We start from the raw sequence: 11802 nt of genomic DNA, 5'->3' as shown, positions 1-11802 counted from the left end.
CCGCGCGGGCCGACCGGCTTCAACGCAAAACGCTATCGCTGGGTCAAGAAGAAGATGGATCGCTTCGACGTCTGCCCGGGCGCGGACGAGACCGTCGTCTACAGCGTCGGCACGCTCTATGGCGAGTGGATCGACGGCACGCCGTTCGAGGGCAACCGCTATGTCGACCGCTTCGTCGTCAGGAGCGGGCAGATCGTTAAGATGGACGTCTGGAACGACAGCGCCGAGCGAATCCTGGTCCAGCGCGGGATCGAAGCCTAACCTCTTCGTGCCACCTTCGGCAGCTTGACGACGCGATTGCCCGCCACCTCGTCGGCATAGGGCGCGAGAATATCGAGCAGGTCGCGGCCGCGCTGCGGGGCAGGGGCCACCAGCGCGCGATTGGCCACGGAATCCAGGTGATGGTGCATCAATTCCATCACCTTGGCCTCGTCCCCCTTGGCGAGCGCGACGATGATGGCGCGATGCTCGTTGATGGCGCATTCGGTCGAATGCGGCCGGCTGTAGAGCGACAGCGTCAGGCAGCAGCGATAGGCAACCTCGCTGACATAGCGCACCAGGATCGGGCTGTTCGTCATGTGCGCGAGCAGGATGTGGAATTCGGTGGCGAGCCGGATCGAGACCGCGTCCGAACCGTCGCGCGCGCGGTCCTCGGCATCGACATGGGCGTTCAGCTCCGCGATCTGGCTCTTGCTCAGCTTGCCCGCGAGCTGGCGGACCACGAGCCGTTCGAGCTCGATGCGAATGTCGAAGGCGTCGCGCGCCTCCTGCCAGCTCGGCGTCGCCACCACTGCGATCCGGTTGCGGCGGAGCTCGACCAGGCCTTCGGCGGCCAGTTGTCCCAGCGCGTGGCGGGCGATGGTACGGCTGACGCCGAAACGCTCGCCGAGCGAATCCTCCGGCAGCTTGGCGCCGGGCTCCAGCGCCTGCTCGATGATCGCGCGCCGGAGCGCACGGCAGATGACGCTGACCTTGTCTGACGATTCGGAAGTCTTGCTGGTGGCGCGCGCCGACATCGGCGAATCCTTGGGGTGGATGGTCGCTCCTCTTTAGCATGGAGGTGTCGCAATCCAGCGCTCGAATTGCATGCAGTTTGGTGCCCCGATTGCCTAAAACGAGCCCGGCCGCCTGGCGCGCCAATAGGCTAGGTCATTGATTTGGCGTGGGGCGAAGGCTGGCACTCAGCTTGCATGCACTTTCGCTGTGATGCGCATGCAACCCAACGCTCAATTTGACGGCCAGCCCGTTCCCGAGGAGGCCGGCGCGACAGCGATCGAGCTGTCCGAGGCGTCCGTGACCTTCGGGCGCGGCGACCGCGCCGTGCCTGCTCTGTCCAGGACCACGCTCAAGATCGCCGACGGCGAGTTTGTCGCACTGGTCGGCCCATCCGGATGCGGCAAATCGACCATTTTGCGTCTCGTCAGCGGCCTGGTGCAGCCGACCAGCGGCGTCGTCATCGTCGGCGGCCGCGAGGTCGCGGCGCGGGCGTTGCGGGTCGGCATGGCCTTCCAGAACCCGACCATGCTGCCGTGGATGACGATCGAGCGGAATATCATGCTGCCGCTGAAGATCGTCGAGCCGTTCCGCTCGAACTTCCGCAAGCTGCGCAAGACCGCGTTCCGCGACAAGGCCAACGCGCTGCTGGAGCAGGTCGGCCTCAAGGGCTTTGGCAGTCGTTATCCCTGGCAGCTCTCCGGCGGCATGCTCCAGCGCGCCAACCTTTGCCGTGCGCTGATTCATGAGCCGCGCCTGCTGCTGCTGGATGAGCCGTTCGGCGCGCTCGACCAGTTCACCCGCGAGGAGCTGTGGTCGATCCTCCAGAATCTCTGGATGACGCATAAGCCGACGGTGCTGCTCGTCACCCACGATTTGCGCGAGGCCGGCTTCCTTGCGAGCCGCATCTGCGTGATGAGCGCGCGGCCCGGCCGCATCCTCGACGACAGCCGCGTCGAATTCGTCCGCCCGCGCACCGTCGCCATGACGTTCGAGCCGGATTTCGTCGCGCTGAACCAGAAGCTGCGCGCCTTCATCGAGGATGCGCGCACCGCCGCCCAGGAAGGGACAGCCTGAAATGACCGGCATCGATATCAGGCAGAAGGCGTGGTCGGCGGGGCTGATCGTGCTGTTCTTCGTCGCCTGGGAACTGTTCTGCCTGATGACCGGCATGTCCGATCTGGTGCTGCCGCGGCCGTCGCAAGTGTTCGTGACGCTGTTCCAGCGCTTCCCGGTGCTGTGGCCGCATATCCTGCAGACGCTTGCGACCACCATGTTCGGCTTCGTGCTCGGCGTGGCGCTCGGCGTTGCCCTTGGCGCGATCATCGGTGTTTCCAGGACCGCCTACGACACCTGCTATCCGCTGCTGATCGGCTTCTCCTCGATCCCCAAGGTCGCGGTGGTACCGATCTTCGTGCTGTGGTTCGGCTCCGGCACCGTGCCGGCGGTGCTGACCGCGCTCTCGATCTGCTTCTTCCCGATCGTGGTCAACATCGCGACAGGCCTTGCGACCACCGAGCCCGAGCTCGAGGACGTCCTGAAGGCACTCGGCGCCAGCAAATTCGACATTCTCTGGAATGTCGGCCTGCCCAGGACCATGCCGTTCTTCTTCGCTTCGCTGAAGGTCGCGGTCTCCTACGCTTTCGTCGGCGCGGTGCTGTCCGAGACGGTCGCCTCCAACCGCGGCATCGGCAATGTCATGATGACCGCGTCCTCCAATTTCAACGTGCCGCTGGTGTTCGCCGGGCTGTTCGTGCTCGCGGGCCTCGGCGTCGCGCTCTATGCCGTGTTCTCGCTGATCGAGGGGCGGGTCACCGGTTGGGCCACGCGCAAGAACGACGTCATCGCCACCTGAACTGACATTTTCAAACCGTCACGCAACGAAGCTTGAGGAGGTCTCGATGTTGAGAAAAGTAACTGCCGCGCTGCTGGGATTGGCCCTGTCCGCGGGCGCTGCCACGGCCGAGGAAACCACGATCAAGTTCACGCTGGGCTGGAAGACGCAAGGCAGCGATGCCGCGTTCTTCTATGCCAAGGACAACGGCTTCTTCAAGGAGGAAGGCCTGAACGTCGTGATCGACCAGGGCGAAGGCTCCGGCGCCACGGTCACGCGCGTCATGTCGGGCGCCTATGACGCCGGCTTCGGCGACGTCAACGCCATCATCCAGAACGCCTCGACCAAGCCGCAGGACGCCCCCGTCATGGTCTACATGATGTGGAACCAGCCGCCGTTCGCCATCGTCGCCAAGAAGAGCAGCGGCATCAACACCATCAAGGATTTCGAGGGCCATACGCTCGGCGGCGCGCAGGGCACGCCGACGACGCGGCTCTTGCCGGTGTTCACGCGCAAGAACGGGCTCGACGGCGAGAAGATCAAGATCTCCAACATGGCCCCGAACCTCCAGGAGCCGATGCTGATCAAGGGTGACATCGACGCGGCGCTGGTCTTCAACATCACGAGCTATTTCAACCTTGTGCTCAACCGCCAGGACCCGGACAAGGACTTCAAATGGTTCTCGTTCGGTGAGTACGGCCTCGATCTCTATTCCAACGGCGTGATGGTCTCGAAGAAGTTGCTCGCATCGAACCCGAAGGCGGTTTCAGGCCTCGTGCGTGCCATCAACAAGGGCGCGATCGCGGTCGCCAAGGACCAGAACGCCGGCATGAAGGCGGCGCTGAACTACGACAACCTCATCAACGCGGAGGTCGAGAAGCGCCGGCTGCAATATTCCTTCGAGAAGCTGATCGTCTCGCCGGAGATGAAGGAGATCGGCATCGGTGACATCAAGGATGACCGCATGACGCGTGCCATCGGCATCGTGGTCGAAGGCTATCAGCTCGCCCGCGCGCCGACACCGGCGGAAGTGTTCTCGCGCGAGTTCCTGCCGCCGCGCGCGGAGCGGGAGCTGGTCTATACGGCCAACTGAATCTGGAGAGGCGGTCATGGCCACGGAGATTTCGGCAAGCAGCCTGTTCCGGGGCCCTGATCGCGGCACCAGCGACAACGTCGTGCTGCGGCACGACGGCGGTGTCATCACCGACATCTCGGAAGGAGCGCGGCCTGCCGGCGGGCCGCGCTCCTTCGTCATTCCGGCTCTCGTCAACGCCCATGACCACGCCCGCGCGACCGCGTCGTCCTTCGGCGCGGTCGGCATGCCCCTGGAAAGCTGGATCCTGCGGACCGCGCTGGGCACGCCGGTCGATCCCTATCTCACTGCAGCCTCCGCGCTGGCGCGCGCGGCGAAGGCCGGTTGCGCCGCCATGATGGTGCACTACACACGTCCAAGCGGCACGATGGCTTTGGTCGACGAAGCCAAGGCTGTCGCGCGAGCCGCGTCCGATGTCGGCATCCGCATCGCCTTTGCGATGGCCGTACGCGACCGGAATCCGATCGTCTATGGCGACGCGGAGCCGGTGCTCTCCGGGCTTTCAAGCGATGACCGCAAGACCGTCGAGGAGCTGTTCGTCCGCGCGCCGATGTCGCCAAAGGCCTATATCGAGCTGACCGACGCCATTGCCGCTGACATCGCCGGCCCGATGGTCGACGTGCAGCTCGGGCCTGCCGGCGTGCAATGGTGCTCGAAGCCGCTGCTGGAAGCGGTGGCGGAGAATTCGGCGAGGACCGGCCGCCGCATCCACATGCATCTCCTTGAGACCGTGTATCAGCGCGCCTGGGCCGATCGGAATTTCCCGGACATGGTACGCTGGCTGCGCGACATCGGCTTCTTGTCCGAGCGGCTGACGCTCGCGCACTGCATCCACGCCCGGCCGGATGAGCTGGAGATGATCGCAGCCTMCGGCACGCGGATCGTCACCAATTTCAGCTCGAACATGCATCTGCGCTCGGGGCTGGCGCCGATCGCCGCCGCGCACAAATGCGGCTGCGCCATCGCGGTCGGCGTCGACGGGCTGGCGCTGGACGAAGACGACGACGTTCTGCGCGAGATGCGGCTGGTGCAGATGGCCCATGGCGGCCTTGGGTTTAAGGCGACGTGGACGCCGGGCGAGATGTTCGCGCTCGCCGTCCGCAATGGCCGGCGCGCGACCGGCGCGCCGGGCAGCGGCGAACTCGTCGTTGGCAATCCGGCCGACTTCGTCGTGATCGATCTGGACCGGCTCGACCGCGACCAGATCATGCCCGTCGATCCCATGGCGCTGCTGTTCGCGCGAGGCAATGCATCCCTGGTGAAGGAGGTCGTCGTCGCCGGCAAGACCATCGCAAGGGACGGGGCCTGCGTTGGCGTTGACCTGCCGGCGATCGAGCAGGAGTTGCGCGCGATGTACCGCGCCAATGTCGGCAAGCTCGGACGTTTTCAGCGGGTGTGGCCGCCGCTGTCGGAGCGACTATCCGGCTGGTTCGCGCAGCAGCTCACCTGCGAATAGGACGAGGCACGATGCCTCCTTTGCTCCGGCCGATATAAATCCGCGATAGCTGATAGGCGGAACCTCGTCTGGCGACCGGTTCGGCTCTGGGCTAAACCGTGCGCGACTCCGCGCCGGCGGAGCCATGACCTCTTGAGGAGCCCCCGATGCGTCTACCCACCGTTCTCCTGGCCGTCACATGTCTTGCGGGCGCAGCTTCAGCCGAAGACCTGTCGGGCACGCTCCAGAAGGTCAAGGAGACCAAGAAGATCACGCTGGGCTATCAGGAGGCCTCCGTTCCCTTCAGCTATCTGGATGGCGACCAGAAGCCGGTCGGCTTTGCCCTGGAGATCTGCCTCAAGATCGTCGATGCCGTGAAGCAGCAGCTTGGCATGCCCGACATCGCCGTCGACTTCACCGCCGTGACGTCGTCGAACCGCATCCCGCTGATGGTCAACGGCACGCTCGACCTGCATTGCTCGGCGACCACCAACAACGCTGATCGTCAGAAGCAGGTGGCCTTCACCAACACCCATTTCCTGAGTGCGACGCGGTTCGCCGCCAAGAAGGCCGCAAAAATCAACACCATCGACGATCTCAAGGGCAAGGCGGTCACGGCGGTGGCGGGGTCGGTCAACCTGACGCAGCTCGCCAAGGTCAACACCGAGCGCAATCTCGGCATCAATTTGATGCCGGCCAAGGACCAGGCCGAGGCCTTCCTGTTGCTCGAGACCGACCGCGCCCAGGCCTACGCGCTCGACGACGTCCAGCTTGCGGTCGCGATCGCGCGCTCGAAGGAGCCGCAGCTCTTCATGATCAGCGAGGAGACATTCTCGAAGCCGGAGCCCTACGGGATCATGCTGCGGCGAGAGGATGCGCCGTTCAAGGCGCTCGCTGATCGCGCCACGRCGGAGCTTTATGCAAGCCCGGAGATCGAGGTGCTCTACAAGAAGTGGCTGCAATCGCCGACGCCGCCGAACGGTCTCAACTACAACGTCCCGATGTCGCCGGCGCTGCGCAACGCCTTCAAGACGCCGAGCTCGAGCTTCGATCCGGATGTCTACACGGTGAAATGAGGCGAGGGCGGTTTTCACCTCTCCCCGCTGGGGAGAGGTGGGCACTGCGAGCTCAGCTTGATCTATCTTAGCGCGCCCGCGGCGTGTCGAGCAGTTGTCCGGCCAGCGCCGCGCCGATGGCCGCGATCGCGGCCAGCGCCAAGGCCCAGACGACGAACAGCCGATGGCCGATCAACGCGCCGCTGACGAGCGGTGCGCTGATATTGGCGCCTGACATCAGCGACTGGTTGAGTCCCATGATCATGCCCTGGCGATTGATCGCGGTCGAGCGCGACAGTTCCGCTGTCAGCGTGCTGCGGGCGAACATGGTGCCGACAATGATCAGCGTCAGATCAATCGCGAGCAGGCTGATATTGTTGCCAGCCGCAAGGCCGGCGAACCCGAGCCCCATGCAGGCGAACGCTGCCGCCACGATGCCGCGGTCGGAGGCGACCAGGTTGGCGCGTGTGATCAGGAGACCCTGGACCACCATGTTGATGAAGCCGGCATAGGCGAACATCCAGCCGAGCTCGCGCGCGCCGAACGCGTGTCCGTCCCACGAGAACCGCGCCGACAGGAACAGCCCGATCTGCGACAGGAACATCGAGTTGACGAAGAAGAATACGATGAGGAGACCGAGCAGGCGCCACGCGTAGCGCATGCCAAGCAGGCTGCGGGTCAGCGTCGGCTCGGGCACGCGGTGCTGGTACAGCGGTTCCGAGGCCGGATGGTCTGGCGGGAGCAGGGCGATCGTCGCGAGGATGCTGACCAGTGAGAGCGCGGCCGCGGCCCATACCGGCGCGGTCTGACCGTAATGGACGAGGACGCTCGAGAGCGCCGGCCCGAGCAGAAGCCCGGTTCCGATGGCGCCGCTGGTCATGCCGAGCGCCTGCTTGCGTGTCGCCGGCGCGCTGTGCTCGGCGGCATAGGCGTGGGCGACCGAGATGTTGCCCGATGTGAGGCCGTCGATGATGCGCGCCAGAAATACCAGCGTCAGATTGCCCGCCATCGCGAGCAGGACAAATCCGATCAAGGTTCCGATCTGGCTGACGACCAGAACCTTCCGCCGGCCATAGCGATCCGACAGCATGCCGACCACCGGGCCGGCGATGAGCTGGCAGACGGCATAGACCGAGATCAGGGCGCCGATCAGGAACGGCGTTGCGCCGAGCCGCTGCGAGTAGAACGGCAGCAGCGGCAGGATGATCCCCATTCCCGTGGCATCCACGGCCACGACGACGAAGGTCGGCACGAGCGTCAATGCGCCGTCGGCCGCCATCACCTCGCGTGCTTCGGTCGTGGAACCCGGGCCCATCGCGCGTTGTTCTCGTTCGCTTTTTCGTGATCGATTGCAATCCAGCGGGTTATATAGTTGCAGGCTAATAGTTCGTGTCCTATCTAATTTGCATGGCTCCCTCGCAGGCTCATATCTACGCCGAACTCGGCCGGCTCATTGCGCGGCTGGCCCGCATCTGGCGCCGCGAGTCGGATCAGGCTCTGTCCGATCATGGCCTGTCCTATGCGACTGCGATTCCGCTTCTGGTGCTGTCGCGCCAGGGCGAGAATGTCCGGCAGGGCGTGCTTGCCGACGAGCTCGGCATCGAGGGGCCGTCGCTGGTGCGGCTGATCGACCTGCTTCAGGCCGAGGGTCTGGTGGAACGCCGCGAGGATCCGACCGATCGGCGTGCCAAAACGCTACACTTGACGAAAGCGGGAGACGCCAAGGTCGAGGAGACCAACCGGGTGCTGCGCCGGGTGCGGGCGAGCCTCTTGAAGGATATCGGGCCCGAGGAACTTGCGATAACCTTCGAGACGCTCCAGCGCATCGAGCGGCGGGCCAGCCGCCTGCATCACACGAAGACATTTCTCGAGGCGAAATAGTCATGCGTGCGGAAGAGCCGTTCCTGGTCCGCCACGCGGACCTCGTTTTCGCTTTGAAGACGTTTGCCGCGTCGATGCTGGCGCTCGTGATCGCGCTCGCCATGGATCTGCCGCGGCCGTATTGGGCGATGGCGACGGTCTACATCACCTCGCAGCCGCTTGCCGGCGCGACCAGCTCGAAGGCGTTCTTCCGCGTGATGGGCACGCTGATCGGAGCGACCGTGACGGTGGCGCTGGTGCCGAACCTGATCAATGCGCCGGAGCTGCTGTGCCTCGCGATCGCGCTCTGGGTCGGGCTCTGTCTCTATCTGTCGCTGCTCGACGGCACGCCGCGCAGCTACGTCTTCATGCTCGCCGGATACACGGTCGCGCTGATCGGCTTTCCCTCGGTGTCCGAGCCGGGCAACATTTTCGATACCGCGGTGGCGAGGGTGGAGGAAATCTCGCTCGGCATCATCTGCGCCAGCCTGGTCTCGACCATCGTGTTTCCCCGCAGCGTCGCGCCTGCGGTCGCTGGCCGCGTCGACACCTGGCTGGCGGATGCGCGCCGCCTCAGCCAGGTCGTGTTGCTGCGCGACGGCACCGCCGAAACGCGCCGCGCCAGGCGCCTCAAGCTTGCGACCGACATCGTCGAGATCGACACGCTCTCCACCCACCTTGCCTACGATCGTCTGACCGATCGCAATGCCGTGAGCGGCCTCGGCGAAATCCGGCTGCGCATGCTGATGCTGCTGCCGGTGATTGCCTCGCTCGAGGACCGGCTGGCGGCGCTGGGCGAGGAGGCCTTGCTACGGCAGAGCGAGTTGAAGCGACTTCTGGAAGAGCTCGCGCAATGGATCGTCAGCGACGTCGGCGCGCGTCAACCGGCCGAGCGGATTCGCGCCATGATCGCCGAGCGGCAGGCGGTGCTCGACGGCAGCGCGTCCTGGGAGCGGATCATCACCACGAGCCTGTTGTTGCGGCTGCGCGAGCTGGTCGACCTCTCGCGCGACTGCCGCGCGCTGACCGAGGCGATCGCCGAGAACCGCAACGTCGCGACCGTCGAGCTGGCCTTCCGTTCCGAGGCCGGCGCCGCGCCCGTGCGCCACCGGGATCGTGGCCTTGCGCTGTGGTCGGCGGCGGGTGCCGCCACGGCCATCCTGATCTGCTGCGCGTTCTGGATCGGCACTGGCTGGCCGGACGGAGCATCGGCGCCGATGATGGCGGCGGTTGCCTGTTCGTTTTTCGCCGCTCAGGACGAGCCTGCGCGCTTCATCCGCAGCTTTGGCCGGTGGGCGCTGGTCGCCATCGTGGTCGTCGCGGTCTATCTGTTCGCGGTGGTGCCGGCGATCTCCCATATCGAGGTTCTGGTCGTCGCACTGGCGCCGACCTTCTTGCTCTATGGTTTCCTGATCGCGCGGCCGGCGACCGCGGGAACGGGCACGGCGCTCGCGGCCAACACGGCGACGCTGCTCGCGCTGCAATCGACCTACAGCGCCGATTTCGCATCCTACGCCAATTCGGCCGTTGCCTTCTTCGTTGGCGTCCTTATCGCCGAGATCGTGACGCGGATCGCGCGCGGGGTGGGCGCCGAGTGGATCGCCAATCGCCTGGTGCTGTCGAGCTGGAAGACGATTGCGGTCGCCGCCGAACGCCGCGGCAAGCGCGATCGTGCGGAGTTCGCAGGCCTCATGCTGCACCGTCTCGGACTTCTGGTGCAACGCATCGCATTTCTCTCCGAGAGCGATCGCCGCGACGCCGACAGCCTCGTCCAGCTCCGTATCGGCATCAACATCATCGATCTGCGCCGGGCGCGTTATGGCCTCGCGGCATCGACCATTTCCGTCATCGACGACATGCTCGATCAGCTCGCCGCGGCCTGCCGCAAATATTCCGGCGGCGGAATGCCGGCCGAGCTGCTGCGGCATGTCGACCTGGCGCTGGCCCGAGCGGTCAAGGACCCCAATGACAGCGCGCGCGAAGACGCCTTGATCGGCCTCGTCGGTATCCGGCGCGGCCTGTTTCCGGACGCGCCGGCCTATCGGCCGCGCGCAGGCGAGAGTGTTGCGGCATGAGACATCAGATCGACATCTACGGTGTGCTCGTGCCGGCGCTGCTGTTGTGGATCATCATCGCCTACGCGCTGAGTGCCTTGGTTCGCCGCCTCATGCTGCGCTTCGACCTCTACCGGCTGGTCTGGCACCGCGCGCTGTTCGATTTCGCGATCTACGTCTGCATTCTCGGCGGGGTCGTCTATCTCTCGGAGTATCTGCCATGAAGGGGAATTTCGCCTGGCTTGGCCGCCTCGCGCTGACCGCCATCGTCATCGTCGCCGCACTCGCCGTCGGCCGCGAGCTTTGGGTCTACTACATGGAGTCACCATGGACGCGCGACGGCCGCGTGCGCGCCGATGTGGTCCAGGTTGCGCCCGACGTGTCGGGTTTCGTGACCGAGGTGCTGGTCAAGGACAACGAGAAGGTCCATCGCGGCGACGTGCTGTTCAGGATCGATCGTGAACGTTTCGCCTTGGCGCTACGGCAGGCCGATGCTGCCGTGGCCGGTCATCAGGCCACGCTCGATCAGGCCAATTCCGACCTGAAGCGCTACAGCGCGCTCACCACCGATGCGGTGTCGCAGCAGAAGCAGGAGCAGGTTCTCGCCACCCAGCTCCAGGCCAAGGCGGCCTTCGACCAGGCCGTCGCCGACCGGGCGGTCGCCCAGCTCAACCTCGATCGCAGCGAGGTCCGCGCCTCCGTGAACGGCGTCATCACCAACATGGATCTGCGCCCCGGCGCCTACGTTACGGCCGGGAAGGGCGTGATGGCGCTGGTCGACACCGACACGCTGCACGTCGAGGGCTATTTCGAGGAGACGAAACTCGCGCGCATCCGCATCGGCGACAAGGTGCGGGTCCGCCTGATGGGCGAGAAGGTCACGCTCACCGGCCGCGTCGAGAGCATCGCGGCCGGCATCGAGGACCGCGACCGCGCCGCGGGCGCGAACCTGCTCGCCAACGTCAACCCAACCTTCAGCTGGGTCCGGCTGGCGCAGCGCGTCCCGGTGCGTATCGCGCTGGATCCTGTGCCCGATGCGATGTCGCTGGTTGCCGGACGCTCGGCGACGGTGGAGGTATTGGACTAACGCTGCGAGCACATCGATCGCGCTTGGCTTGGGGAAAACCGCCAACGGGCGTTTCAATGCCAAATCGCAGAGCTAATCCTGACTCGCGTGTGTGAGTCGGGGGACTGTATGGGCGTTTGGTTTTTAGTCCTAGCGGCCTGCGTCGTCGGCGCGTTGCTCCTTTTGGCATTCTGCCGATAGAGCCGACAGCGGATGCACATGTTGCTGCGAAGCATCAGCGAGCCGTTGAATGGCGGTTCCAGACCGATGGGTTTTGACTGTGCATCGATGAACGCGTTCACTTCCGGGATCGGAGGCGGACATGAGCTGGTTGTTTGTGTTTCTCATTGCCGCGAGCGCAGTCGTTCTGATCGCCCATGCGATTGACGCGATGCGTTCCTGATACTGCCTG

General features: G+C 65.2%; 12 protein-coding genes and 1 pseudogene. 10 read left to right on the top strand and 3 right to left on the bottom strand.

Annotated elements, in window-relative coordinates:
* Positions 1 to 261: pseudogene (locus ACXJL8_RS20120) on the top strand (nuclear transport factor 2 family protein); the annotation flags it as partial.
* Here the strand turns inward: ACXJL8_RS20120 and ACXJL8_RS20115 are convergent.
* Positions 258 to 1016, bottom strand: coding sequence for a GntR family transcriptional regulator (locus tag ACXJL8_RS20115; protein WP_456618782.1), 759 nt, complete (start codon positions 1014 to 1016; stop codon positions 258 to 260). The pseudogene ACXJL8_RS20120 and the gene ACXJL8_RS20115 sit on opposite strands and share 4 nt — an antisense overlap.
* Before the next feature lie 196 nt (positions 1017 to 1212).
* Between ACXJL8_RS20115 and ACXJL8_RS20110 the strand changes: the two genes are divergently transcribed.
* The 5 genes from ACXJL8_RS20110 (at position 1213) to ACXJL8_RS20090 (ending at position 6431) form a co-directional block, all read left to right on the top strand.
* Positions 1213 to 2070 carry an ABC transporter ATP-binding protein gene (locus ACXJL8_RS20110; RefSeq protein WP_456618781.1) on the top strand — a complete coding sequence of 286 codons (858 nt, stop codon included), beginning with the start codon at positions 1213 to 1215 and terminating at the stop codon, positions 2068 to 2070.
* 1 nt (position 2071) lies between these two features.
* Positions 2072 to 2848, top strand: coding sequence for an ABC transporter permease (locus ACXJL8_RS20105; protein ID WP_456618780.1), 777 nt, complete (start codon positions 2072 to 2074; stop codon positions 2846 to 2848).
* A gap of 46 nt (positions 2849 to 2894) precedes the next feature.
* Positions 2895 to 3920 carry an ABC transporter substrate-binding protein gene (locus ACXJL8_RS20100; RefSeq protein WP_456618779.1) on the top strand — a complete coding sequence of 342 codons (1026 nt, stop codon included), beginning with the start codon at positions 2895 to 2897 and terminating at the stop codon, positions 3918 to 3920.
* A gap of 16 nt (positions 3921 to 3936) precedes the next feature.
* Entirely contained in the window at positions 3937 to 5376 is a 1440-nt protein-coding gene (locus ACXJL8_RS20095; RefSeq protein ID WP_456685447.1) for an amidohydrolase family protein, read from the top strand.
* A 146-nt stretch (positions 5377 to 5522) separates the two neighbouring features.
* Entirely contained in the window at positions 5523 to 6431 is a 909-nt protein-coding gene (locus ACXJL8_RS20090; RefSeq protein ID WP_456685446.1) for an amino acid ABC transporter substrate-binding protein, read from the top strand.
* 67 nt (positions 6432 to 6498) lie between these two features.
* Here ACXJL8_RS20090 and ACXJL8_RS20085 read toward each other — a convergent pair whose 3' ends face one another.
* A complete protein-coding gene (locus ACXJL8_RS20085; RefSeq protein ID WP_456685448.1) occupies positions 6499 to 7770 on the bottom strand; it encodes an MFS transporter in 1272 nt (423 codons plus the stop codon).
* Between the two features lie 47 nt (positions 7771 to 7817).
* Here ACXJL8_RS20085 and ACXJL8_RS20080 point away from each other — a divergent pair, with 47 nt between their 5' ends.
* From ACXJL8_RS20080 to ACXJL8_RS20065, 4 genes are read left to right on the top strand one after another with little or no spacing between them, the layout of a single operon-like run.
* A complete protein-coding gene (locus ACXJL8_RS20080; protein WP_456618815.1) occupies positions 7818 to 8291 on the top strand; it encodes a MarR family winged helix-turn-helix transcriptional regulator in 474 nt (157 codons plus the stop codon).
* A 2-nt stretch (positions 8292 to 8293) separates the two neighbouring features.
* The gene (locus tag ACXJL8_RS20075; protein WP_456618775.1) at positions 8294 to 10345 is read left to right on the top strand and encodes an FUSC family protein; all 2052 of its coding nucleotides are present in this window, start codon (positions 8294 to 8296) and stop codon (positions 10343 to 10345) included.
* Complete coding sequence (locus tag ACXJL8_RS20070) at positions 10342 to 10548, top strand: DUF1656 domain-containing protein (RefSeq protein WP_456618774.1); 207 nt, start codon at positions 10342 to 10344, stop codon at positions 10546 to 10548. Before ACXJL8_RS20075 ends, ACXJL8_RS20070 begins: the two co-directional genes overlap by 4 nt.
* The gene (locus tag ACXJL8_RS20065) at positions 10545 to 11411 is read left to right on the top strand and encodes an efflux RND transporter periplasmic adaptor subunit (protein WP_456618773.1); all 867 of its coding nucleotides are present in this window, start codon (positions 10545 to 10547) and stop codon (positions 11409 to 11411) included. The genes ACXJL8_RS20070 and ACXJL8_RS20065 overlap by 4 nt, the downstream gene beginning before the upstream one ends.
* Positions 11412 to 11540: 129 nt before the next feature.
* Here the strand turns inward: ACXJL8_RS20065 and ACXJL8_RS20060 are convergent.
* Positions 11541 to 11802 (bottom strand): hypothetical protein (locus tag ACXJL8_RS20060; protein ID WP_456685445.1); only part of this gene is annotated, 262 nt, incomplete at its 5' end.

This window comes from Bradyrhizobium sp. P5_C11_2 (assembly GCF_054049755.1).
The sequence above is the reverse complement of the archived record's forward strand: the minus strand, read 5'-3'. Positions and strand labels throughout refer to the sequence as shown.